We start from the raw sequence: 22,664 nt of genomic DNA, 5'->3' as shown, positions 1-22,664 counted from the left end.
GTTTCAACTAAGGGTTCAACATGAATGGTAGGCTCGACGAGCAGCTCCTTTCTAATAGCTTTTTCCACCGTAGTCGCTAAGTCGTGCGCTTCTTTCAAGTTCATTTCAGGGGGGAGTTTACAGTGAAGCGTTAATTCGACATGGTCTCCGTATCGATGTAGATGTATGTGATGGACGCAGGATGCAGCGGGCGCACGGTTCTGCACCAGTTTTCGTATTTGCGCTTCAACTGCCGGATCGGGTTTTTCGCCAAATATCGAGCTCACCGCACCTTTAAAAATCCCATACGTCGCGTACAGAATGAGTGCTGAAACTGCCATGCCCATAACGCCGTCAATCCACCACAGCCGTGCACCAGCTAAGGCGCCAATGACGATCAAGCCCGAAGCGATGGCATCACTGCGGTGGTGCCAGCCCTCAGCTCTGAGCGCGTGCGAGTCGATCTTTTTACCCGCCCACAGCGCAAATTGCGCGATGCCTTCCTTTACTATAACGGAGATGCCAAACACGATTATAGCGAGCAGGGTAAATTGAGCGGCCTGATAGTTCAGCAATCTCATGATCGACTCTTTTAAGAACAGAAAGCCGATAACGGCAAGTAGTGTGCCAATTATGATTGCCCCGATCGATTCTGCCCGGCCATGGCCAAACGGATGGTGCTCATCTGCCGGTCGCGCCGCGATCCAGAAGCTCAGCAGGATTATGAGTGAGGTGAACGTATCGGACATGGTATGCCATGCATCGGCGATCATGGCCACAGAACCGGATTTTATGCCTGCCCAGTACTTAAGCCCAAAGAGGAGCACGTTGATGCCGACTGAGAGCAACCCTGCAGTATAGCCCAAACGCTGCGGTTTGAGGTGCATCGAGTTCTGTCCTTCATTAATATATCTTCTCATTAGCATCATTTACCTGCCCTTTTCTCTCCCAGCACCGGTTTTGGTCGAAATGTTATATATGGCATAATCATTCATCAAGAAGAATTCGTTGTATAACGCACAGGAACACAGCGTAAATGAGGAAGGCCAACAATTCATGGATTTACCATCACAGGTAGAATCGGGCAAAACGATTTAAATCCAACACCTCGAAATCTACGAACTTTTGGATGTCTTTAGCCTCGGTTAATAGAACATCGGCATACACCCTCGCGGTAGCCGCGATAATGCAATCGGGTAACACCTTTATCTGCTCGTGCAACTCGCATACTACAGGCAAGGTATCCAGCGAAAAAATTGGTTTGGACTCGATTTTTGATGACAGAATGCTCTTCATGCCGGTATAAAACCGCCTTTTGGCTGTCTCATTACCCGCCATGTGCCTGCTCGCTTTGCCAAAAAGCTCGAAGAGCGAGAGTTCGTTGACGATGAATAAGTGGTTCGCTGAGAATAACTGCTCAAGCAGGTCCTCAGGCACATCAATTTCAATGCCAACAGCGGGCAGTAAGTAGGTGGTATCCAGGAGCACGTTCATCGTTCCACGAGTTCCTCTGCGAGCTCTTTGCGCTCCTGCTCGAACTCCTTCACGGTCGTTTTCGCGAATTTCGGCAGTTTCAGTGCAGTGAGCAGGTCGGGAACCGGCTCGACGATCAGCTTGGAATCTTCCACCCGATAGATGACCTTATCGCCACTCTTCAAACCGAGCGTGTTCCGAATCTCTTTAGGCGGGAAGAGCTCCCCCTTCTTGCCCACGATGCCTTCAGCGCTCAGAGCCTCATCACCATTCACCATATAACTAACAGGATGTCGAGTAGTAACATTTTTACCGGATTCAGGTCCTTTTGCCAGAATATTCATGCACCGTCAGATGGACAGGAAGCTCCTCTTGCTGACGACTTCGGATTGGTGGAGACCGTATTTAGGGGGTATCAACGCGCGATAGGGCTAAGAAGGGTGTAATCGCTAAAAGAAATCGGTCAGTGTCCTCTGATTCTTCACGTCCGTCTCCGCCCCGGGTTCCTCTTTCGGTTCTTCCGGAGCGGGAATTCGTTTCACCGCGCGCATCGCAGCGGCAAGGTCCAGATCCTCTTCAGACGCCCGAGCTTTTCTTCGTTCAGTGAGGAGATCAGCGGCCTTTTGATGAATGTGCTTTGCGGTTTCTTTTGTCGCGTCGTCCTCGGTATTCCCGAGCAGGAACGTTATTTCAGGCACGTTCAGTTGCAAGATAGCCGCCAGCTCCGCAGCCTTTTGCTCATCAGCGAAGAGCAGGGGTAAGACGGGCACGACGGAGAATAACGCGTAGCTCCGTGGCAGTTTACTGCAGGTGGCGATCCGCTGTGCGAGCGCTTCTTGCATCGCGCCGGCACGCCGCTCCTCGCCTTCCGGGAGTTTTGCATGCATCCAGGGCGTCTTGAAATAGTGCTGTTTGCGCTGCTCCCAGCCTTCCGTGCGTGCATCTTGTCTGCCGTGCTGCAGTGTTTTGGCCGCGAGCACGCCGCCGGCCATCACGCTCGAGGCATAGCGCCAGAACTTGTAATTCTCACGTCGCCGCACACGGCCCAGGAAGAGGTCCGCGCGGCTGAGGTAGTGCAGCCCGTGTAAAAAGCTCGCGGGGTCATACTCGTCGGTGAAATTCTTATAGATCCACTGGATGCTCTCGTCCGGCGTCTTGTCCAGGTTCCGGAGCGCGACCAGTGCAGGTTGCAGCTCGTTGCCTTCTGCGCTAAAGATGATCCGAAGCACGCCAAAGATATCCTCCTCCACGTCCCGGCCACCGGTCGTTATGTCCGCTTCGGAGATATGTTCCACATCCCCTTCAGCTATCGCGAGCGCCTGCAGATCGTTGATCGCGGACCGCAGATCTTCACGCGCATTCTTGGCAAGTGCAATGAGCGCCGGATCCTCGATCGCTATCCCTTCCTGCTCACTGATCCGCTTCAGTATCCGGAAGACCGTGCCCGATTTTATCCGCTGGAATGCAATCACCCGACAATTCCGGATCAATCCCGCAGCCATCTTGAACCGGTCGTTGGCCGTGAGGATGATCGGTTGGGTGCTCCTTTTCACGATCTCAGTGATCGCTTTTGTGCCGCCGCGGTCCTCGTTGCCGTGCAGATTGTCCGCCTCGTCCAGGATGATCAACCGAGGTCGGTGCGTGAAGGTCGTGCTCGTGGACGCGGGCCCGACGATGCTCCTGATCACACCGGCGTTGCGTTGATCCGAGGCATTGAGCTCGATCACCTCCCAGCCTTTTTCGGCCGCGAGCGCGTAAGCGGCGGAGGTTTTACCGCAGCCTGCAGGCCCGTGGAGCAGTGCGGCCTTCTTCGACTTCGGTCTGAAGACGTTCTCGGCCCACGCGCGCAACTCATCGAGCGCTTTCTCATTGCCCACGACGTCCCGTAACCGTTTGGGCCGGTACTTCTCGGTCCATTCCACACTGCCCACCTGCATGCCGCTCTCTCTCTATTATAGTACACATATCATTAAGCGCGAAACGGCATAAGTGCTTCCGTATGGTCGCCTCTACGCGGCATGGCAGGTAGTAACCGTATAAGTACTTATTGGAGTACAGAGAACCGGGAAGTAGGGCGATGAGTGATGCGATCAAGCGCCAGGAAAAAGATCGAGCAGCCGTATCTGCAGCCGCACTGGTCAAGGACGGTATGATCATTGGCCTCGGCACGGGCTCGACCGCGGAGCGAGTGATCCGACTGCTGGGTGACCGTGTGAAGGCGGAGGGGCTCGCGATTCGTGGCGTGCCCACCTCGTTGCGAACAGAACTGCTAGCCATCGAGTGCGGCATACCCCTCACGTCGCTTACCGCGCATCCACTGCTGGATCTCGGTATTGATGGTGCTGATCAGGTCGATGCGCGCCTCAATCTCCTCAAAGGCGGCTGGGGCTCGCAGACGCGCGAGAAGGTGGTCTCCTACGCGGCGCAGAAACTGATCATCTGCGTGGAGAGCGTGAAAGTGGTGGAGCACCTTTACCGGCCGGTTCCGATCGAGGTGCTGCCCTATGCGGTAACGGTCGTGTCGCAGCAGGTGAACGCGCTCGGCGGTAAGCCCGGGCTGCGGCTCGACGGCAGTCGCGGCGGCTATTTCATTACCGAGCAGGGCAATCTCATCATTGATGCGGATTTCGGCGTTATTCGCGATCCGAACGAGCTGAGCGTGGCGCTCTCCGCAATCGTTGGCGCGGTCGAGCACGGGATCTTCACGAACGCCGCAGAGGTTCATGTGGGTACGGCACAAGGTGTTACGATATTAAAGAAAGCGAGCGTAACGAAAAGGAAAGGCGAAGCGTAAGGAAGTAAGTAAGGAAGAGACGAGGCGCGATAAAGATGAAGTTGTTGGTAAGCCCGAGGGATGTAGAGGAGGCGAAAGCGGTGATCCGTGGCAGGGCGGACATAGTCGACGTAAAGAACCCGAAGGAGGGCTCGCTGGGTGCGAATTTCCCCTGGGTGATCAAGGCGATCAAGGAATTGGTGACGCGTGAGGGTGGCAACGGGATGGAGCTCAGCGCTGCAATCGGCGATTTCGATTTTAAGCCCGGAACGGCATCACTGGCGGCTCTTGCTGCGGTCTCCGTGGGCGCGGATTACGTAAAAGTTGGTTTGTTTAAGATAACCACGAGCGAGCAGGCGATCGAGTTGCTTGCGGGCGTGGTCCGAGCGGTGAAAGAGTATGATCCCACGAAGAAAGTGGTTGCGGCATTCTATTCTGATTATAAACGTATCAACTCGATCTCGCCCTTTGCGATCACGGAGATCGGTAACGCGGTGAATATCGATGTCTCCATGGTGGACACGGGCATCAAAGATTGCCGATCGACCCTGGAGTTTCTCGGTGAGGACGAGCTTCGGACGTTCGTGGCGGAATCAAAAGCGCTTGGGCTGGATACCGCGCTTGCCGGCGCGCTGACCTTTGACGATCTCCCGGCGATCAAGGCGATCAATCCGGACATCCTCGGTGTCCGCGGCATGGTCTGCGGCGGCGACCGTAACTCGAGCGTACGGGCCGAGCTGGTCAGCAAGTTGCGAAGGCTGATCGCGGAGTGAAGTAATGAACGTCCGAGGGAGACAGAGAAGAAGAACGTCAACAGTTTCAACAGCCGATTTTCTGGAGCTCGCGTACGGGCGGGCTGGACAAAAGGGGCGACATCTTCATCAAGATGGGAGAGCTTGAGAAGCTCGAACGAGAAGCGGGCGACTTCGCTAAGCGGTTAAGGAAGTTGGACCGAGTAGGACACGCGCGTTCTTCGCTATGATCAACGATACCCCCTCTTTGATGGGGAGACTGAGCGCTTTTTATGATAGCTTCAATACATTCGCAGAAGAGACGAGCAATAAATCCCTCATGGAACTTTCTGCGGATGAGCAGATAGAGCTAGGGCGTAGGTGCAAGGAATTATCACTGCTGGTTGCCGAGCTCGTGGACAGTATGGATTGAGTGTGTATACCGGGTATTCATCCGCAAGCTCTTATTACGCGCGCACCACGTGCACAGCGGTCGCCTTGAAGGTTGCGTAGACCTCATCCCCCTGCTGCAGGTTGAGTTCGTCTCGTGCTTGCCAGGTAATGAGCGATACGAGCCCGTTATTCACTTTGACCCGAATCACCGGCCCAACCTCATGTATGCGCTCTATTCGCCCTTTTATGACGTTCCGGGCACTGCTCTGATCCACGTGCTTTGAGATGATGATATTCTCGGGCCGTACGAATGCCTTGACCGCACCATCACGGAATTCAGATACGGCGTAGACCACGGTGTCCGAATCAACGTTAATCTCTGCCACCCCGTGGTCGTTGTTGCGAATCACGCCGCTTAGTATGTTCTCGATCCCGACGAAATCCGCTAATTCTTCGTTCAGCGGTTTGTTGAAGATCTCTTTCGGTGTGCCTACCTGCACGACCCTGCCCCGCATCATCACGGCAATTCTATCCGCGAGCAGCATCGCCTCTGTCTGATCGTGCGTCACGTGCACCATGGTGATCCCGCATTCGGCTTTTACCCGTTTCAGTTCATCGCGCATGTAATCCTGCGTTCTTCGATCCAGCGCGGAGAGCGGCTCATCGAGGAGCAGTATCGAAGGCTCTATCGCAACCGCGCGCCCAATCGCCACTTTCTGCTGCTCGCCACCGCTCAAGGTGCCAGGATAGCGGTGCGCAAGGTGCGTGATGTTCAGCCAGTCCATGATCCCCCGTACTCGTTTGCGGCTGGCCTCCGCGGCGCCCCCCTTATGCACTCGCAGCCCGAAGAGGATGTTCTGCTCCACGGTCTTGTGGGGGAAGAGCGAATAATCCTGGTAAATGAACCCGATGCCCCGCTTCTCCGCGGGGAGACCGGTAACCTCCCGTCCTTCAACCCAGACCTCACCGCGATCAGGGATGTAGAACCCGGCGATGGTCTCGAGGAGCAAGGTCTTACCGGCGCCCGTGGGGCCGAGGATGACGAAATACTCACCCTGCTTTACCTCCAGATTGATCTCCTGCAGCTTGAACTCCTTCCAATCCTTGTACAGGTTCTTCACGCGGATCATTGTTCCTGTTATTTACCGCTTCCTCCAGCGTGGCAGCCGGAGCACGATAAATATCACCAGACAGATCGTGATGAGCAGCACGGAGATCGGCCGTGACATACGCAGTCCAAACGAGGTGAACTTCTCGTAGATCAGGATCGGCGCGGAGATCGGGTGGTATGCGAGTATGAGCACGGCGGAGAATTCGCTGATCGCGCGGCCCCAGGTGAGTATCGCGCCACTCAGTATCGAGGGGAATGCGAGCGGGAAGGAGATCTCGCGGAAGGTCCGCCAATGTGACGCGCCCAGTGAGCGTGCGACATTCTCCAAGCGTGGATCCACATCTTTAAATCCTTCGCGCGCGGTATCGACGAGATACGGGAGGCTCATGAAGAGCATCGCGACCACGATCCCGGCATACGCGTCCGTCACGACGATCCCGAGCGACCGCAGCGGCTGGCCAATCACGCCGTAGCGCATGAAGACGCCGTAGAGCGCAATACCCGCGACGATGTGCGGGATCATGAGCGGCACGTCAACGATGCCCTCGATGATGCTCTTGCCCCAAAAGTTCTTGCGTGCGAGGAAATAGGCCAGGGGCACGCCGAAGATGAAGGCGACAAATGTCGCAACGAGCGCCGTGGAGAGGCTGATCCAGATAGACCTGAGCACCACGGGGTCCACCGCGACCGCGATAAGCCCTGCGACGTCCTTCGTTTGCTGGTAAAACATGTTCCCCAGCGTGATCACGACGAACGCGACGAGAACGGACCCTAAAAGGACTGAGAAGATATAGAGCTTCTCCCGTTTCACCTGCTCCCAGGTCCACGTTGAGAAGATTTTCATGGTGCGTTGCCTCACGGTGCTATTTCTTTTGTCACCAGAGCACTAAGCTCCTATTAAGCCGCCGTGTGTGAACCAGCCCGTCAACGGATGCGGCGTCGAGCGCACCATGGTGCGTCATCCCGGTGGCAGTGTGGTCGGTGCTACCGGAATCGGCCCAGGCGAAAGTGCCGTTAGTGAGACTCATCGAAGCTTCAGGAAATCTAGACTGCGGCTGCGCCGGAGCTACCAAAATGGGTAGCCCGCGGCGGGCACAACTCGTTATTCCACTTATCGGTCTGATCATCAACGAATGGTTTTCACGTCCCTTCTTCAGATCCACCCGTCCAGCGATATGCAGTTCACATCCATTCATCATAACGACATGATTGAATTATCCACTCGCTCATAAAAACGTTCCGTTTTTCGCGGAGCTTTTTAAAGAAGTGACGCAAACCTGCATTCGGTAGTGAAGAGCCATGCCATTAAGTGCACGGAATCGAATTAAAGGCGTCGTGAAGGGTATTGAGAAGGGCGAAGTGGCCTCTACGATCAAGATCGAGGTTACCGGACCTGCGGTCATCACGTCTATGATCACCCGGGAAGCGGCCGAGGAGCTCAAGCTCAAGGTCGGCGATACGGTGGAAGCGGTGATCAAAGCGTCTGAAGTGATGATCTTTAAGGAATAGATCAGGTAGGTGAGACGGGTTTTGTAAACCGTAACCCCTCTCTTTTCCTTTTTTTACTCTGCACTTTCGCTCCATAAATCCAAGGATTCCTTATCTATCAAGCCTACTGCAGACTCCGGGCACCTTACCGCTGCCGTCGGGTGGTACGATGGGCGGCTGCCCGTTGTCCGCGAAGATCTGCTGGCCGGGTTCGCCAATGACGAATTTCACGTACTCCAGACCACCTTCGCGATTATCGGCAACCGATGGTACGGTTATCCCGTAGACGATCGGTGTTCCTGTCTGGACGCTTCCTGATGCGAGCTCAACCTGAACCTTCTTGTAGATGTCCGCATGTTCTATCGAGCTCAGATCGACGCCCGGTGGCAGATCGACGAATTCGAGATTGTGCTGCACAGCGACGCTCCGGTACTCGAAGGCATAATCAAGCCCGCCTTCCTCCACAAAGGCCACCAGCTCGACCGATTTCGGGCGGATATTGACCTTCGTGGTGTCCGGTTTAAGATCCATAGGCGTCGTTATATAATAGGTTCCGTCTGCTTTCTCCTCGATCGTGATCGCAGTATTGTCAAGGATCAGATCGTCGAAGATCTGGTCATCGCCGTAATTGAGCTCTGCGAGCTTGAAGATCATGACTGATCGATAGCCACAGGGGTCATCGTTCGGATTCGAGAATCCGAAGATCACGCCGGGACGGCGCAGGATCTCGTACCAGTTCTCGGGCGTTATCTCATCGGCGTACATGCTCTTCTCAGCATTATACGCCAGCACAACATCATTGGTCGCAAACCGCACATACCAATCCGCGTAGTCCGGGTACATCATCTCCGGTATCAGGAAATAATCCGCGGATGCGAGCACATCACCATTCTTCCCGATCTCCGTGATCTGCTGTATGCACGCGACACTGCCCATGGATTCACGCCGCACGTCGAACTCGGGATGCAGCGCCTCGAATTGCTGCTCCGCCTGCTCGAGCGGCACCGCCAAACTGCCCGCATGATAGACCTTGATTACCTGCTTATCCTGGGCGCACCCGGGCATACTGCAGAAGGCCGCCGCCACGAGCGTGCATACCAGGAGAAGCCCCAGTATCCCGACTGCTCCTCTCTTTTTTCGCTTCATTTTTTCCGTTCACCTCCCATATCTGCGATATGCAATAGTTGGCCATTCAGCATAAAAGTGTTTCGGTTTCACTTCACAGCGTCCACTGATGACTTGAATTATCGCGCATCAACGGTAGCAGGCCCTACAACGGAGCGGCACTATAACTCCCAGTCGTACTTTCGGTAAACCGCTTTCGCCTCTTCAGTGCGCAGGAACGCCAGAAATTCTTCAGCCTCAGCCGGATTCGGCGCAAAGGTGAAGATTCCTGCATTCGTGCTCCTCCGAATCTGCAGCTCAGGGGGCAGCTCGACGGCCTCGATGGTGGCGGGATGTATAAGGGCAAAGGCGCTCCAGCCGAACGCGACATCCACCTCTTTGAGATTGATCGTCCGGATCAGCGGTGTGCAGCCATCCGCGAAAACGGTGATGTTCCGTCGCACAGCGTCCGTAATGCCCAACGGTGCGGTAATATCGTCCCACACTCCAACAAGACAACCTGAGATGGAGACGGAAATACGCACGCCCTCGTGCGTAAGATCACTGAGGCCTGTTATGCCCTTAGGATTACCCTTCTGAACGAGTAAGGCGGATCGCCGGTAGCCGATGGTTCTCCTGCACGGCTTGCTGATCACGTTATCTTTCTCCGCGCGATCCATTGCGTGTTCAGCGCCGAGCACGAGACTATCGCTTTCCTTCTTTTCCGTCGCCTTTTGTAGCAATGCCTCCGCCTTGCCGGCAACTACCTTTACGGGTAGCTCGCGCTTCTGCTCAAAGAGCGCGGCAACTTCGATCAGAGGCGGGGCAACCCCCGCTTCACAATATATCTTTACGGGATTCATGTTTCTATTCTCCTCCTATCCTCGCCTAAGGCACGGACTTGCTCATCTGCGAGCGAGGTGTACCGCAGTAGCTTTAAAGCTGGCGTTGACCTCATCACCTTCGGTGAGCTTGAGCTCCTCCGCTGACTGCTTGGTGATCAGCGCGACGAGCCCGTTCTCCAATGTAACACGAACCGTCGGTCCAACGAGCGTGAGCTTCGTAATCTGCGAGCGTATCCAGTTTCGCAGACTGCTCTTTCCCAGCTCCTTCGAAAGAACGACCTCCTCAGCTCTGAGACAGATCAGAACTGCAGCTCCTGTGGTGAAGTTAGATATGCAGATCACTTCCGACCCGTTGAGGTCGACCACGGTCTCCCCTCCGTTGTTCGACTCGACGACGCTCGGTACGATATTGTCGACCCCAACGAATCGTGCGATCGCTTCGTTTAGAGGCGCGTAGAAGATCTCGGTCGGGGAGCCCACCTGCTCGATGGTGTTGTTCATCAGCACGCCTATCCGGTCTGCGAGGCGCTGACCCTGGAGCATATCGTGCGTGGCCATGATGATCGTGGTCTGGTACTCCCGGTTGACCCTGAGAATTAACTCCTCGATCTTTTCCACAGAGCGGGGATCAAGATTCGCGGTCGGCTCGTCCAGCAGAAGCACCTCAGGCTCGGTGACGAGCGCCCGCGCCAGAGCTACGCGCTGCCCCTCGCCGCCCGAGAGGGTGGTCGCAAGCCGCGTCGCGTAGCTCGAAAGCCCGACCAGCTCCAGGGCGTGCGTCACCTTTTTATCGATCTCTGCACGTGGTACGCCGCGGAACTTCAAGCCGTAAGTGACGTTATCGTACACGCTCGTGTTGAAGAGCGCGGGTTTCTGGAATAAAAGTGACATTTCCCGCCGAATCGCCAATCGCTTCTTCGCGGTGGTGTTCGTATCCCTACCGTCGACGTGGATACTCCCCAAGCTGGGCAGTTCGAGGAGGTCGATGAGCCGTAGTAGTGTCGTTTTCCCTGCACCCGTTGGCCCGATGATCGTGAAGATCTCGCCGCGTTCAATGGTGAGATTGATATCCCTTAAGATCTCCTTCTCGCGGTACCGCCGGGCTACCTGTTTTACTTCGATCATCTATGTGGCCCGTGACCTCCCCTGTTGTATCCAGTTCAACCCAACATTGATAATGAGGGCGAGCGAGAGGAGGATAATACCCAGTGCGAGGGAGAGCTCGATATTGCCCATCGAGGTTTCGAGCGCGATCGTTGTGGTCAGCACCCGCGTGTAGCCCCGAATATTACCACCGATCATCATCGCGGCTCCCACCTCTGAGATGACACGGCCGAAACCCGTAATTACGGCGGCTAGGATGGCGAATCGCGCTTCCTTTATATTCGCGATGATCGCCTGCGATTCCGTGGCGCCAAGTGAGATAATGGTCTCTCTAATGCTTCTTCCTACGCCGCTCAGGGCTGAGATGGTTAATCCTGTCATAATCGGGGCGATCAAGAGGATCTGCCCGATGACCATACCGGTGGGGGTGAAGAGGAGCCCCAGAACGCCGAGGGGGCCGGATCGCGAGAGTAATAAGAAGACGAAAAGTCCGACCACCACGGTGGGGAGTGCATAAAGCGTTTGGATAATATTTATTAAGCTGCGCTTCCCCCAGAACTCGTGGAAATGGATCAAGCTTCCCACCGGTATGAAGAGGAATGTTCCAATGACCAGCGCGCTCAACGAAATTCGTAGCGTCCGGAGCGTGATATCGACCACTTCCGGGTTGAGCGTAATGATGAGCTTGATCGCGGTGATTAAGCCCTCAACCAACTCGTTCATTTCTTACCCTCGAACTCTATGGACGATCTTATTTAGTGCGGCGCACCATTGCGTACGCGTCTTCTGTCCCCTTTTCACAGCATTTACCGAGAGTAGATTGGAGTAGAAAAAAGGAGGGCCGTTCTGACACGAAAAGGCCCAACGTGCTCTTTCTCTTTCAGATCGGGCGTTTCCAGCTTGCTTTACTGCGTGTTTAGTTTGCCGCATACGCTACAGGTTCAAAGCAATCTTCCAGGGTCGGGCAGCCACAAAGCACCTCGTCGGGGCAATTGCCATCGCTCAGGGGGTAGAAGAGCGGCCGTCCATACTCAGCGACGCCGAATTCACCGATCATCTGCTGCGTCTCGTCCGAGATCAGGAAGTTGATGAAGTGGGTCGCCATCGTGCTATTGACATGAGGGTGATGTTCGGGATTGACGGCCATCACGCCATAGACATTGAGCAGAATCTCCCCCTGGTCGACGAGCGGAACGAGCTGGATATCACCCTGAAAGGCGAGGAACGTGCCAATGTCTGATAAGGTATACGCGAATTTCTCGCTCGCCATCACCAGTGTGGGGCCCATGCCGCTGCCTGCTTCCACATACCAGCCTTCGGTGGAGTTCCTGATATCTCCGTACTCGAAGCCCGCGCTCTTCCAGACCACTTGCTCCTTCGCATGCGTGCCTGAAGCGTCACCGCGGGAGACGAATTTTATATCATCCGGATTGGCCATGCCTTTCTCCCTGATAGTCTTAAATGCATCTTCAGGCGTCATCCCCTGGATCCCCGCAGGATCGCTCTCAGGACCCACAATGACAAAGTAGTTGTACGCGAACCCTCGACGATTGACCCCATAGCCATCCGCGATGAACTGATCTTCCCGTGCTCGATCATGGACCGCGAGCACATCAACATCACCGCGCATTCCGTATTCTAATGCTTTTCCCGTTCCCGCATAGACGATGCGTAGATCCGCATTGTATTGCTCATCGAAGACCGGCTTCAAATGATCGAGCAGCCCGGTGTCATAAAGGCTCGTCGTGGTTGAAAGGATCAACGGCTGGGCAGCGGGCTCTTCTTCGGTAACACAGCCGCTGAAGATCACGGTCGCTCCGATTGCCAGTAGAGCTACTACTGCCAATAAGGTTCTTCTTTTCATTTTTTATCTCACCTCGTATTTCCGATATGTATATGTTCGCCGGACGATATTTAAGGTTATCGCTTTTTCACACACGCGAAGTTCATCGAGCAGAAGTGTGTGAGCGCTGATTAAGCTCGTATTCGCGTCGGTATTTACGCGGTGGGGCAGCAGAGAAGAAGAGGGCGTGAAGCGGAGGGCCGTCGCGGGGGTGGTGCAGCACCCCCGCGCGGCTGAGGTTACTTATGGCGGTTCGATATGTACCATTGTGCAGCTCGGTATAAAAAGGCTTTCGGTCAGACCAGGTGGTGGGGACGGCACTCCAGCACTGAAACTTTATATGCGAAGAAGCGTTCGTATACAGTGGGCATAGCGGCCATAGCGGCGGGGAAACTCCCGGACTCATGCCGAACCCGGCAGATAAGCCCGCCAGCGTTCCGTACGGTACTGCGTTGCGCGAGCACTCGGGAACTGCGGATCGCTGCTATGTCCAATCATCCCTCTCTTCTTTCTTTTAAACCCCGCGCACTACCTTATTTCAACCATGCACTGGTCAGAAGCGATCGCTCGCGATATCGTGGCGAAGCGGAACGTGAAGCAGCATGTGGTGGCCACGGGCATTACACCTTCCGGTGATATCCACGTGGGGAATCTGCGTGAGATCATCGTGGCGGACGCCGTGCACACCGCGCTCGTGGATCTGGGTGTCGATGCGCAGCTCATTTACGTTGCGGACACCTTCGATCCGTTGCGGCGGCGCTACCCGTTCCTTCCGCAGGAGTATGAAGCGCACGTGGGCAAGCCCTTATCCGAGATCCCTGATCCGTACGGCTGCCACCCTTCTTACGCTGACCATTTCCTCCAGCCGTTCCTCGACTCGCTCGCGATCCTGGAGATCGAGCTGGCGGTCTTCCGTGCTGATGAGCTTTACAAGTCAGGACGGTACGTGGCGATGATAAAGGCTGCGCTGGCGCAGAAGGATGCATTGGCACGGATCATCACCGAGGTTTCCGGTCGCGACCTGCCGGCTGACTGGTCGCCGTTCAACCCGCTCTGTGATCGCTGCGGGAGGATTAATGCTGCGAAGGTAACCGGCTACGACGGTGAGCAGGGGGTTGTGTATTACGCGTGTGCATGCGGGAACACCGGTGTTGCTTCGTTAACGGGCGGCGGTAAATTAGCGTGGCGCGTGGATTGGGCAGCGCGCTGGCAGATCCTCGGGGTGACCGTGGAGCCCTTTGGCAAGGATCACGCATCGCCTGGCGGGTCGTTCGACACGGGAAAGCGCATCTCAGAAGAGCTGTATAACTATCCCGCGCCGTATCCGATCCCCTTTGAGCACATCCTTCTGAAGCTCGATGCCGCGGGCGAGAAGGCGCGGGTGACCGCGATGTCTTCTTCGCGCGGGACGAACATTCCGGTGCATCAAATGCTGGAGGCCGTGCCACCCGAGATCCTGAAGTACGTCATCGCCCGGGTCTGGCCGGACAAGCATATCGAATTCAACCCGGGATTGCCGCTGCTCAATCTCGTGGACGCCTACGAGCGTGAGGTGGGGGGCATCGGGCGCGGTGTCGCGGCAGCGATCCCGCTCAGGCATCTCATCACGCTCGTACAGATCGCGCGCGGCGAGTTCAGCACGCTGCTTGAGGTGATCAAGCGGAGCGGGTATGAGATCCCTGAAGCGAACGAAGCGGAGCTTGCGGATATACGCCAGAAGGCGCAGTACGTCGAGAATTGGCTGCGCATCTATGCGCCCGAGCAGGTGAAGTTCGAGGTGCAGACGGCATTACCGGTCGAAGCAATAAAGCAGCTCTCAGAAACGCAGAAAAGCGCGCTGGTGCTCTTTGCCCAGGCCTTACAGGGCGAGAAGAACCTGAGCGCAGAGGAGTGGCACAACACCTTCTACGAGGTCGCCGCGCGGGTCAACGCGGAGGTAAAGGAAGTCTTCAAGGCGGTCTATATCGCGCTGCTGGGGAAACCCTCCGGGCCGCGTGCGGGCTGGCTGCTGGCCTCGTTCGAGGCGGACTTCTTACGGAAGCGGCTCGAGGCGGCGGGGCAACTCTCAGCGTAAGCTACCAGACCGAGCACGGGTCGGAACTCGCCGGAACGGACTGAATTACTCAAAAAAAGCGCTCCGTAAGGCGTCGAACCAGTATCCTACGAACCCCCCGATGAACTCACCGATCGCGTGCGCGGACATATCTCCTGGTAGTGGCGCGTTGCCCGAGAGAATGGGCAGCAGTATGAAGAGCGCAACCACCACCAGCACAATGATCCCGATGATCTTCATGATTCCGCTTCACCCCCGTATCCTTCTTTCATCTTTACAGACAGTACGAATGCGCTTCTTTTTTCTCCTCCGCTTCTCTACCCCAGTAATTATCGGCGGTCGCGGAATTTAAAGGTTGGGCTTGCGTGCGGTGCGGTCTCCGACGAAGAGCAGCGGGAAGACGATATCGCTGAGGCAGCAGGGGAACCAGACGGAGAGGAAGAGAAAGAAGCCGATGAGGACGAGCGTTAGCGCGCTCACGGGCACAGTCATGGCCATAATGATATGGAAGGCCGAGGCCCAGGTGCTCAGCAGCACGTGGCCCGCGTGGGGGAACCTTGTTGTGGGCCGCCAATAGGCGATCGCGATACCGAGAAAGGCCAGGGGATTCACGAGCCACCACCGCTCGATAAATCCGATATGAAGCCCGGGATTGGGGAGCTGCAACAGGAGTTCACCCGCGTAGGGCACGAGCGAATCGCTGATTGTCGCTATCCCAATGGATCCAATGTAGCCGATCACAACCAGAGCGAGTCCTCCGCCTTTATGCAAGCGGTACATCCCCGCGGTCACGAGCGCGCTCAAGAGGACATGTATCGGATGGAGCGTAAAGAAGAGGCGCTCCGCGGCAGGTGGCGTAACATGAACCGCAAAGAGCACGAGGAGGAGACCGGTAACGGCACCGAACGCGGTAAACGGTGCATGTCTGAGTAACTCATGACGGATGAGCCTCGGATCCTCGCTGTGATGCGCCATCATGCGTCACCATCCTCAGTATACTCTTCAGTATACACTTGGGAACCACCTATTTATTAACTTTTTACTTATTATTATTAAGTTCACCCGCAGGTATAACCGGGTTAGTACCTAAACCAAAGGAGCGCCGGAGTGGGCGGTCGCATGACGATCATCAGCGTCTCGATGGATGATGAACTTCTTGCGGAGCTGGTCAAGCTGCAGGAAGAGCTCGGGTTCTCCGGGCGGTCGGAAGTGCTGCGAGTCGGCGCGCAGATGCTCATCGCCGACTGTAAGGATAAAGAGCGGCTGGAAGGGCGGCTGAACGCCGTGCTCCTGCTCATACATGCACAGCACGTCGAGGATGCCGTGACCGCGATCAAGCATGAGTTCGAGGATATCATCCACACGCAGATCCACAACCATCTGCGGGAGGACAAGTGCCTTGAGGTCTTCATTCTGGAGGGCGACGCTGTGCGCGTGAAGGAAATGATACTGAAATTCCGGACTACGGGGAAGATGGAGTACGTGAAGTTAGTGCTGGCCTAAGTCGGTAGGAGGAAGGGTTCTTCTCCCCCATTGAGGAATGATCCGTGAGCTCAGGCGCCGGTGCGATCAGACGTTAGCGGCAAGTGACACACGAGAGGCGGGATACTCGCGATAACGTCTGGTGAGCAGAAGGGTGGAGCGGAGCGCGAATCAAAGCGCCTTTTTCAGGCTCATTTTCACTTCCGCGACCTTATCGGTGACCTTATATACCCTCAGAGCCGTTCCTTTCTGCTTGAGCAGCACGAAGAGTTCGTACTTGCTCTTTACGAATCCGCGCTCTTCCAGCGTCGTGAGATGATACGCGATGAGCCGTCGCTCCACACCTAACGCCCTGCTCAGCGCGTTGATATGCATCGGCGTTTCCGCAAGCAGCTCAACGATCCGGTACCTCAACGGATGGGTGACGACGAAAGCGTCTTCCAGAAGCGCTTCTTCTAACGGCTTCTTTGCCATAATTAGCGTAACTTAATTGAAACTACTTAGCGCCTTATAATGCTTTCGGTGCATGGCACTTTTTTCCGTCATACTCTTCCGCTGGCGCCAGCCGCAGGTGGCGATCAACGGCGAAGCGGTGTCGAGGACTAACGGCATCGCGTGCCTTCGCTCCGGTTAAATCCGCTGGTTGATCTATCGCGAAGGCTTCTATTCGCTCATGCAAACAGGTAGGTACTCATCCGCGCTATCGCCCGCTGCTGTTTGAATGCCTTTGCGTATCCGCGCAGGCGTGAAGATCGCCGTGATGGAAGCATCTCTCTTAGGTTTCCATAACCTGCCACTAAGAAACGCGCTCATCGTGTTTTTGGGCGATACTAGAGCGATAGGGCTTCTCGGAGATACTAAACGAACGGTGCAGCGACATCTGCTCTATCTGCTAGTCTGAGCTTAAGAACGAAGACGTGATCGCGTTGTTAGACCTGCGCCGTAAGAAGAAACAGCTCAGAACTAGATCGTTTTACTCCGTCAAACGGGACACGTAGTGTACGGCATGATGGCGCGGTACGTTCGGCGTTTTAGCTGGTGCTTTGACGAGGGACGAACGCATCATCTTTCATTTCTACATCAAAGCCCACGATATAGGCGTAGGGCGCGTAGGCCTTCACCTTACGCGCTTCTCGTATATGCACGGAATAGCGCGTGAACTCCGCGTCTAATCCCTTGACCGAGGTCACCAAACGTTCTTTCGCCTGCTCAATCGCCCGGTCAAGTGCTTCACGCTTCTGCGCTTCTTCCGCGGAATATGCGGATTCCAGCGCGTAGAAATGGATAATTCCGCCTTCGAGCTTGAGCATGCTCACCGCTTCGCGGAGGAAGAGATATGCACTCTTCGGGAGGTTCATGATGATCCGGTCGGCGGTGTTCTTGCAGTACGTCTGCAGCATTCGAACGTCCCCTACAATGGCCTCAACGTTGTGTACCTGATTCAGTTCCCTGTTTTTCCGGAGATATCGTATCGCTTCGGGATTGATGTCGATCGCCGTGATGTGGCTCTGCGGTGCGCGTTTCGCGATCTGTATGGCGAACGGTCCGACCCCGGCGAACATATCAATAACGTTCTCAGGTGTGCCGAAGTGAGCCGCCTGAGACGCAACTCGCTGCCGCTCGCCAGCCAGTCGCGGATTGAAATAGACCGTCTCGAGATCGAGCATGAACCTGCACGCGTTCTCGCGGTGGAGCGTCTCCGTGCGGTGCTCGCCCGCGATATGTTCTAACCGGCGGGTCCGGAAAACGCCTTCGACCGCGGAAACGCGTTTGGCGACCACCTTGATGTTCTGGTGGAGCGCCATGATCGCGTCAGCCACTGCCCGTTCTTTCAACGGGTCTACTTCTTCGGTGAGAACGGCGATATCACCAACGACCTCAAACGCAGGCTTAAAACCGAGCAGGTCTTCTATGCGCTTTCGAGTTTCGATGATGATGAAATCGCGTGCGGTCAGTTCTCTGATCTTGAGTTCGCGCAGTTCGACCTCGGGTAACGGCCGTGAAAGCGGGAGGTAAATGAACTGTTCATCGGAGATGATCTTCGCGTCGGTTCGCAGCAGGCCGCGCGCCAGCAAGGCTTGCCGGATATCCTCGCCTGCTCGCTTTGCTGCTTTGACGCACAGTAACCGCTCCGGGTCCATACTAACATAATACCGGTACCACCTACTTAACAAGAACGCGCGAGATGGAAGAGGATGAGCGGGGCATAATCGAGCGTGCGGCGATTTTACGGCGCTGGAACGTTCGGGGTAAACACCTTCTTGACCTTGGCGCGGGTCCGCTGGCGATCATCGCGGCCCGCGAGTTCGACTGTCGCGTCACGACCGTTGACGTCTCTGAAGTGGCCGTGCGTGAGGCGCGGTGCGAGGTGGAGCGTGAGGGACTCAGTGACAAAATCATCGTCGAGCAGGCCGATGCGACCGCGCTGCCATACCTCAGCGGCCGTTTTGAGGTGGTCATCGGCTTTGGGATTCTGCATCATATCGAGCCGCTCAAGCGTCTTCGTCTGCTCCGTGAAGCCGCTCGGGTGGCGAGCGAAGCGGTTATACTGGCGGAATTGAACGCCGCGGGATTCAAGAAGATCCACGAATTCAAGGACTATACGCCCGTCGATCTGGCGTGGCTGGAACAGGCGTTACAAACGTTCGGAGCAGTGGAGAGCTGTGAAGGTCGATTGATGAACGTGTATGTGCTCTCTTTGCGCTCACTCGATTGAGCTCAAATCACGTGCAGAGGGTAGTCCCTTACGGCACCCGTATTCGCGGATACAGCGTGACGCGACGAAATTGCCGATCTTGCCACATTCCTGCAGACTCTTTTCATGCAGCAGTCCGAAGAGGAAGCCAGCGGCGAATGCATCGCCCGCACCCGTCGTATCTATGGCCTGCGCTGGATATGCCGCGACAAGGTGCGCCGCGCCCGATTGATCAGCAATGAAGCAGCCCTTTGCACCCAGTGTCACGCAGACGGTCTGAGCACCGGAACCGATAAGGATCTCAGCACCTCGTTCGTAATCCCCGACTGAAACCAGGCAGTTCAATTCACCGAGGCTGAGAAAGACCACGGCGCTGCGCGCTATCAGCTCCTCCAGGTCCGGTAGCGTATGGGAGAAGCAGAGCATCCCGGGGCTGAAGCTGAGCTGTGCATGCAGTTCACGGGCCAGTTCGCGCTGCATCGCCAGTTGCGCGTCGTTCACGAACGAGCTTGTATGGAGGAACTGCGCGTCGTTCACGAACTCCAGATCGATATCCGCCATAGTGAGCTGGTCGTTGACGCCGGGATAGATGTACAACGCACGCTCGCCCTCCGCATCCACGAACCCGATCGCGGCGCCCGTGTACCCTTCTGCTCTTGTTATTCGCGTTGCTACCTGTTCGGTACAGAAATCGTCCACAATCAGCTGGCCTTCCTCATCGCTTCCCACCACACCCACGAACCCGACGGACGCGCCCAACCGCGCCAGTGCCACGATGGTATTTGCCGCCGATCCGCCCGGGGCTTTCTTTATATCCAGAATGCCCACTTCTTCACCGCCTCGCGCTATGCGCTCCACAGCGTAAAGCACATCGCAATTCAAAGCGCCTAAGCCCACTACATCCTGTTTCGCCATGGGTAGCTCCGCGTTTCGGCTCGGAACAGATCAGATCATCCTGAAACTGAGCGGTGATCGCGGCCTTACTGCTCAGTATAAACAAGGGTTAGTCCGGAAGAGAAAAAGTATTTTCTTCGCCGCGACTTCTTTCTACTCGGACAACGATGCAGCAGATCTACGGCAAACACGGGTTCTTCCGGTTCTCCAGTGGCGAAAGCCGCGGACTGCGTGGACTCAGGAGCGGTGAAACGGGAATAAGCACAGTTGGAAGAGTGCTCGAGGTTGCGCGTCGCGAACTCCAGACGAAGGATCGAGGCCGACAGCGAGTTCTTTACGGCGTCCTTGCGGATGAGTCCGCGAAAGTACCCTTCATCTCGGGGGTGGCGCGCGAAGAGCTCACGAGAAACAGCGTCGTTGCCCTGGAGAACGTGCCGGTGAAACGGTGGAAGGAGCTACCGACCTTGTACGTTGGAGCATCAGCCAACCTCCACGTGCTCGGCACGGATATCGAGTTTCCCAGCTTCGCCGAGCTCAACAAGCCACGAATGATGCAGATCGGCGAGCTCCTCTGCGGCGACGGTGCATTTGATGTGCTCATAGAGGCGGCGGTGGTCTCGACCTCGACCCCGGCCGAGAACAGCCCGGGGGAGCGAATGGTGAGGGTCGATGATGGCACCGGCGTGCTCGCCCTTATTGTACGAGACAGGGCGGATGAAGAGCTGATCAGGTTCGGCATGGGGCTGCGAGTACGCGGCAATGCGATCTGCTCAGGCGGCGGCTGCGTATTCATGGCTGAGGCGGTCAAAGAACAGAGCGCAGCGATACTAATACAAGCGATGCAGTCCTTTTTGTGTAGGTATACCTAATGAACACGCGATTTCGCAATCGTTATAACTGCAAAAAGTAACAGAGGTGTAGGGAGGAGAAAGGGAGTAATGCGAGATGTGGCGATTATAGGGGTAGGCCATACGAAATTTGGCCGGGCGTCGAAGACTTCGCTTGAGCTCTTTGCGGAGGCTGCGCTGCGGGCGGTTGATGATGCAGGTGTGTCCCTGCGTGATATTGAAGCGTTGTTCCAGGGTGCAGCCCTGCTCGGGTTCGAGGAGGGGCAGGTGATGTCCGCGGCATTCTCGGCGGCTGAACTCAACCTGGGTCCGATTCCCGCGACGCGGTACGAGGGCGCATGCGCGTCGGCCTCGGTCGCGATCAGGGACGCAGCGCAGTGGGTGGCCTCGGGCGAATTCGAGCTGGTGCTCGCGGGTGGCGTGGAGAAAGCGCTCATGATGGGCACGCCGCTGGCCACGCGGACCTTTGCGATGGCCTGCCATGCACCGACCGAGGGACCCGCGGGGCTGACATTCCCGGGAGTCTTTGCGATGGCCGCGCGGCAGTACGCGAAGACCTATGACCTGCCGCTGGAGACGCTGCGGGAGAAGATGGCGCACGTATCGATCAAGAACCATCGGCATGGCGCGTTAAACCCGTTAGCGCAATTTTACAAAAAGATGGGCGATTTGAAGGTCGAAGACGTTATCAATTCACGAATGGTGGCGGATCCGCTGACGCTGCTGGACTGCTGCCCGTTTTCGGATGGCGCGGCTGCGCTGGTGCTCTGCTCCGCAGAGTTCGCACGAAAGTACTCGGATGAGCCGATCTACGTGCTGGGCACCGGTCAGGCCTCGGGTACGCCGCTGGCCCGGATGGAGGACATAACCAAGCCTGTGTCGCGGATCACTTCAGCGAGGATGGCGTTCAAACGCGCAAAACTCACGCCCCGAGATATCGATATGGTCGAGGTGCATGATTGCTTCTCGATCGCCGAGTTGATCGCGCTGGAAAGCATGGGCTTCTTCGCATGGGGTGAGGCGGCAGAGGCGACGGCCGCGGGTGAGACGGAACTAGACGGCAAAATACCGGTCAATATGTCCGGTGGGCTCATGGGGAAAGGCCATCCTATTGGCGCGACCGGTGCGTCGCAGGTGTACTGGGTGGTGAAGCAGATGCGGGGCAACTCACCAAAGGGCAATCAGATCAACCCCGTTCCGGAATATGGCATGACCGATACGCTCGGTGGGGATTTCGGGACCTTGTGTCACCTTATTCTCGGGAGGGCGAAAAGGAGCAGCTAATGGAGGTATCATGAACATGGTGGGAAGGACACAAGAGGAGATAGAAAAGGAATTGGCGCGAGAATATCAGATTCTATCGTATTCTGATTACGAAAACGGGTTGAAGGTGGGGAAACTGCTGGGTCTGCGCTGTGGCGCATGCACGAAGATCACCTGTAATCCCCTGCCGGTTTGCCAGTGGTGCGGGAGCAGGACGCTGGAGCGCACGGAACTGAGTGGCGAAGGTTTTCTGGAGACCTTCACGGTCATTCGCGTGGCTTCGGAAGGTTTTGAGGACGATGTGCCGTTTATCCCCTGTCTGGTGCGGACGCGCGAGGGTCCGTGTGTCATAGGGCGGCTCGAGCATGATACGGAGCACGCCACGCAAGACCTCCTGGGAAAGCAGGTGAAGCTGACCGGCGCGTATACGTACAAGGGAGATACGTACTCGGGCGGGGCGCATACCTGTCCGATATTCTCCGTTATCGAGTGCTAGATAAAGGAAACAGGAAGAGCCATGGCCATAAGAACCGTGTGTGTGGTGGGGATCGGCGTGATGGGGAGTGGTCTGGCGCAGATCTGCGC

At 56.2% G+C, this 22,664-nt stretch carries 24 protein-coding genes and 1 rRNA gene; 10 read left to right on the top strand and 15 right to left on the bottom strand.

Annotated features, from left to right (window positions below):
- From ENN68_09230 to ENN68_09215, 4 genes are all read right to left on the bottom strand, one after another.
- Positions 1–908: cation transporter (locus ENN68_09230; GenBank protein ID HDS46243.1), on the bottom strand; the 908-nt coding region annotated here is incomplete at its 3' end.
- Positions 909–1,047: 139 nt separating this feature from the next.
- A complete protein-coding gene (locus tag ENN68_09225; GenBank protein HDS46242.1) occupies positions 1,048–1,473 on the bottom strand; it encodes a hypothetical protein in 426 nt (141 codons plus the stop codon).
- Positions 1,470–1,796, bottom strand: a complete 327-nt coding sequence (locus tag ENN68_09220; protein HDS46241.1) for an AbrB/MazE/SpoVT family DNA-binding domain-containing protein — start codon at positions 1,794–1,796, stop codon at positions 1,470–1,472. The genes ENN68_09225 and ENN68_09220 overlap by 4 nt, the downstream gene beginning before the upstream one ends.
- 105 nt (positions 1,797–1,901) lie before the next feature.
- Complete coding sequence (locus ENN68_09215) at positions 1,902–3,389, bottom strand: replication factor C large subunit (GenBank protein HDS46240.1); 1,488 nt, start codon at positions 3,387–3,389, stop codon at positions 1,902–1,904.
- 140 nt (positions 3,390–3,529) lie between these two features.
- On the opposite strand from ENN68_09215, the gene rpiA reads away from it, so the two are divergent.
- Both rpiA and ENN68_09205 read left to right on the top strand, forming a co-directional pair.
- Entirely contained in the window at positions 3,530–4,246 is a 717-nt protein-coding gene (rpiA, locus tag ENN68_09210; protein ID HDS46239.1) for a ribose-5-phosphate isomerase RpiA, read from the top strand.
- A 35-nt stretch (positions 4,247–4,281) separates the two neighbouring features.
- Entirely contained in the window at positions 4,282–4,998 is a 717-nt protein-coding gene (locus ENN68_09205) for a (5-formylfuran-3-yl)methyl phosphate synthase (GenBank protein ID HDS46238.1), read from the top strand.
- Between the two features lie 425 nt (positions 4,999–5,423).
- Here ENN68_09205 and ENN68_09200 read toward each other — a convergent pair whose 3' ends face one another.
- Positions 5,424–6,479, bottom strand: a complete 1,056-nt coding sequence (locus ENN68_09200) for an ATP-binding cassette domain-containing protein (protein HDS46237.1) — start codon at positions 6,477–6,479, stop codon at positions 5,424–5,426.
- Positions 6,480–6,491: 12 nt separating this feature from the next.
- Complete coding sequence (locus ENN68_09195; GenBank protein ID HDS46236.1) at positions 6,492–7,304, bottom strand: ABC transporter permease subunit; 813 nt, start codon at positions 7,302–7,304, stop codon at positions 6,492–6,494.
- Positions 7,305–7,759: 455 nt separating this feature from the next.
- On the opposite strand from ENN68_09195, the gene ENN68_09190 reads away from it, so the two are divergent.
- Positions 7,760–7,969 carry a molybdenum-pterin-binding protein gene (locus ENN68_09190; GenBank protein ID HDS46235.1) on the top strand — a complete coding sequence of 70 codons (210 nt, stop codon included), beginning with the start codon at positions 7,760–7,762 and terminating at the stop codon, positions 7,967–7,969.
- A 90-nt stretch (positions 7,970–8,059) separates the two neighbouring features.
- Here ENN68_09190 and wtpA read toward each other — a convergent pair whose 3' ends face one another.
- The 5 genes from wtpA to ENN68_09165 form a co-directional block, all read right to left on the bottom strand.
- Entirely contained in the window at positions 8,060–9,064 is a 1,005-nt protein-coding gene (gene wtpA / locus ENN68_09185; GenBank protein ID HDS46234.1) for a tungstate ABC transporter substrate-binding protein WtpA, read from the bottom strand.
- Between the two features lie 170 nt (positions 9,065–9,234).
- Positions 9,235–9,915, bottom strand: coding sequence for a hypothetical protein (locus ENN68_09180; protein ID HDS46233.1), 681 nt, complete (start codon positions 9,913–9,915; stop codon positions 9,235–9,237).
- A gap of 42 nt (positions 9,916–9,957) precedes the next feature.
- Positions 9,958–11,022 carry an ABC transporter ATP-binding protein gene (locus ENN68_09175; GenBank protein ID HDS46232.1) on the bottom strand — a complete coding sequence of 355 codons (1,065 nt, stop codon included), beginning with the start codon at positions 11,020–11,022 and terminating at the stop codon, positions 9,958–9,960.
- Complete coding sequence (locus ENN68_09170) at positions 11,023–11,724, bottom strand: ABC transporter permease subunit (GenBank protein HDS46231.1); 702 nt, start codon at positions 11,722–11,724, stop codon at positions 11,023–11,025.
- A 193-nt stretch (positions 11,725–11,917) separates the two neighbouring features.
- Positions 11,918–12,865 carry a tungsten ABC transporter substrate-binding protein gene (locus ENN68_09165; protein HDS46230.1) on the bottom strand — a complete coding sequence of 316 codons (948 nt, stop codon included), beginning with the start codon at positions 12,863–12,865 and terminating at the stop codon, positions 11,918–11,920.
- Between the two features lie 347 nt (positions 12,866–13,212).
- Between ENN68_09165 and rrf the strand changes: the two genes are divergently transcribed.
- Positions 13,213–13,334 (top strand): 5S ribosomal RNA (gene rrf, locus ENN68_09160).
- Positions 13,335–13,388: 54 nt separating this feature from the next.
- Positions 13,389–14,918 carry a lysine--tRNA ligase gene (gene lysS, locus ENN68_09155; protein HDS46229.1) on the top strand — a complete coding sequence of 510 codons (1,530 nt, stop codon included), beginning with the start codon at positions 13,389–13,391 and terminating at the stop codon, positions 14,916–14,918.
- A gap of 327 nt (positions 14,919–15,245) precedes the next feature.
- Here the strand turns inward: lysS and ENN68_09150 are convergent, their stop codons facing one another.
- Positions 15,246–15,872 (bottom strand): hypothetical protein, encoded by a 627-nt coding sequence (locus tag ENN68_09150; protein HDS46228.1) that lies wholly within the window; start codon positions 15,870–15,872, stop codon positions 15,246–15,248.
- A 144-nt stretch (positions 15,873–16,016) separates the two neighbouring features.
- Here ENN68_09150 and ENN68_09145 point away from each other — a divergent pair, with 144 nt between their 5' ends.
- Positions 16,017–16,400, top strand: a complete 384-nt coding sequence (locus ENN68_09145) for a CopG family ribbon-helix-helix protein (GenBank protein HDS46227.1) — start codon at positions 16,017–16,019, stop codon at positions 16,398–16,400.
- Positions 16,401–16,550: 150 nt separating this feature from the next.
- Here ENN68_09145 and ENN68_09140 read toward each other — a convergent pair whose 3' ends face one another.
- Both ENN68_09140 and ENN68_09135 read right to left on the bottom strand, forming a co-directional pair.
- Positions 16,551–16,853 (bottom strand): ArsR family transcriptional regulator, encoded by a 303-nt coding sequence (locus ENN68_09140; protein ID HDS46226.1) that lies wholly within the window; start codon positions 16,851–16,853, stop codon positions 16,551–16,553.
- Positions 16,854–17,410: 557 nt separating this feature from the next.
- Positions 17,411–18,520 (bottom strand): class I SAM-dependent methyltransferase family protein, encoded by a 1,110-nt coding sequence (locus ENN68_09135; GenBank protein ID HDS46225.1) that lies wholly within the window; start codon positions 18,518–18,520, stop codon positions 17,411–17,413.
- 44 nt (positions 18,521–18,564) lie between these two features.
- Here ENN68_09135 and ENN68_09130 point away from each other — a divergent pair, with 44 nt between their 5' ends.
- Positions 18,565–19,095: a class I SAM-dependent methyltransferase gene (locus ENN68_09130; protein ID HDS46224.1), complete on the top strand. Its 531-nt coding sequence runs from the start codon at positions 18,565–18,567 to the stop codon at positions 19,093–19,095.
- Here ENN68_09130 and ENN68_09125 read toward each other — a convergent pair.
- Positions 19,084–19,989 (bottom strand): carbohydrate kinase family protein, encoded by a 906-nt coding sequence (locus ENN68_09125; protein HDS46223.1) that lies wholly within the window; start codon positions 19,987–19,989, stop codon positions 19,084–19,086. The genes ENN68_09130 and ENN68_09125 overlap by 12 nt on opposite strands.
- 146 nt (positions 19,990–20,135) lie before the next feature.
- Here ENN68_09125 and ENN68_09120 point away from each other — a divergent pair, with 146 nt between their 5' ends.
- The 3 genes from ENN68_09120 to ENN68_09110 all read left to right on the top strand — a co-directional run bounded on the left by ENN68_09120 (position 20,136) and on the right by ENN68_09110 (position 22,575).
- Positions 20,136–20,837 (top strand): hypothetical protein, encoded by a 702-nt coding sequence (locus tag ENN68_09120; protein HDS46222.1) that lies wholly within the window; start codon positions 20,136–20,138, stop codon positions 20,835–20,837.
- 69 nt (positions 20,838–20,906) lie between these two features.
- Positions 20,907–22,100 (top strand): 3-ketoacyl-CoA thiolase, encoded by a 1,194-nt coding sequence (locus ENN68_09115; GenBank protein ID HDS46221.1) that lies wholly within the window; start codon positions 20,907–20,909, stop codon positions 22,098–22,100.
- A gap of 10 nt (positions 22,101–22,110) precedes the next feature.
- Positions 22,111–22,575: a nucleic acid-binding protein gene (locus tag ENN68_09110; GenBank protein HDS46220.1), complete on the top strand. Its 465-nt coding sequence runs from the start codon at positions 22,111–22,113 to the stop codon at positions 22,573–22,575.
- Positions 22,576–22,664 lie beyond the last annotated feature (89 nt).

It is taken from the genome of Methanomicrobia archaeon (genome assembly GCA_011049045.1).
In the GTDB taxonomy this organism is placed as follows: domain Archaea; phylum Halobacteriota; class Syntropharchaeia; order Alkanophagales; family Methanospirareceae; genus JACGMN01.
This window is presented reverse-complemented; position numbering and strand designations above follow the sequence as displayed.

Excerpts from the sequence above, each read along its gene's own strand:
- ENN68_09225 (HDS46242.1), bottom strand. The coding sequence starts at position 1,473 with ATGAACGTGCTCCTGGATACCACCTACTTACTGCCCGCTGTTGGCATT.
- ENN68_09220 (HDS46241.1), bottom strand. The coding sequence starts at position 1,796 with ATGAATATTCTGGCAAAAGGACCTGAATCCGGTAAAAATGTTACTACT.
- ENN68_09215 (HDS46240.1), bottom strand. The coding sequence starts at position 3,389 with ATGCAGGTGGGCAGTGTGGAATGGACCGAGAAGTACCGGCCCAAACGG.
- rpiA (HDS46239.1), top strand. The coding sequence starts at position 3,530 with ATGAGTGATGCGATCAAGCGCCAGGAAAAAGATCGAGCAGCCGTATCT.
- ENN68_09205 (HDS46238.1), top strand. The coding sequence starts at position 4,282 with ATGAAGTTGTTGGTAAGCCCGAGGGATGTAGAGGAGGCGAAAGCGGTG.
- ENN68_09200 (HDS46237.1), bottom strand. The coding sequence starts at position 6,479 with ATGATCCGCGTGAAGAACCTGTACAAGGATTGGAAGGAGTTCAAGCTG.
- ENN68_09195 (HDS46236.1), bottom strand. The coding sequence starts at position 7,304 with ATGAAAATCTTCTCAACGTGGACCTGGGAGCAGGTGAAACGGGAGAAG.
- ENN68_09190 (HDS46235.1), top strand. The coding sequence starts at position 7,760 with ATGCCATTAAGTGCACGGAATCGAATTAAAGGCGTCGTGAAGGGTATT.
- ENN68_09180 (HDS46233.1), bottom strand. The coding sequence starts at position 9,915 with ATGAATCCCGTAAAGATATATTGTGAAGCGGGGGTTGCCCCGCCTCTG.
- ENN68_09175 (HDS46232.1), bottom strand. The coding sequence starts at position 11,022 with ATGATCGAAGTAAAACAGGTAGCCCGGCGGTACCGCGAGAAGGAGATC.
- ENN68_09170 (HDS46231.1), bottom strand. The coding sequence starts at position 11,724 with ATGAACGAGTTGGTTGAGGGCTTAATCACCGCGATCAAGCTCATCATT.
- ENN68_09165 (HDS46230.1), bottom strand. The coding sequence starts at position 12,865 with ATGAAAAGAAGAACCTTATTGGCAGTAGTAGCTCTACTGGCAATCGGA.
- lysS (HDS46229.1), top strand. The coding sequence starts at position 13,389 with ATGCACTGGTCAGAAGCGATCGCTCGCGATATCGTGGCGAAGCGGAAC.
- ENN68_09150 (HDS46228.1), bottom strand. The coding sequence starts at position 15,872 with ATGGCGCATCACAGCGAGGATCCGAGGCTCATCCGTCATGAGTTACTC.
- ENN68_09145 (HDS46227.1), top strand. The coding sequence starts at position 16,017 with ATGACGATCATCAGCGTCTCGATGGATGATGAACTTCTTGCGGAGCTG.
- ENN68_09140 (HDS46226.1), bottom strand. The coding sequence starts at position 16,853 with ATGGCAAAGAAGCCGTTAGAAGAAGCGCTTCTGGAAGACGCTTTCGTC.
- ENN68_09135 (HDS46225.1), bottom strand. The coding sequence starts at position 18,520 with ATGGACCCGGAGCGGTTACTGTGCGTCAAAGCAGCAAAGCGAGCAGGC.
- ENN68_09130 (HDS46224.1), top strand. The coding sequence starts at position 18,565 with ATGGAAGAGGATGAGCGGGGCATAATCGAGCGTGCGGCGATTTTACGG.
- ENN68_09125 (HDS46223.1), bottom strand. The coding sequence starts at position 19,989 with ATGGCGAAACAGGATGTAGTGGGCTTAGGCGCTTTGAATTGCGATGTG.
- ENN68_09120 (HDS46222.1), top strand. The coding sequence starts at position 20,136 with ATGCAGCAGATCTACGGCAAACACGGGTTCTTCCGGTTCTCCAGTGGC.
- ENN68_09115 (HDS46221.1), top strand. The coding sequence starts at position 20,907 with ATGCGAGATGTGGCGATTATAGGGGTAGGCCATACGAAATTTGGCCGG.
- ENN68_09110 (HDS46220.1), top strand. The coding sequence starts at position 22,111 with ATGAACATGGTGGGAAGGACACAAGAGGAGATAGAAAAGGAATTGGCG.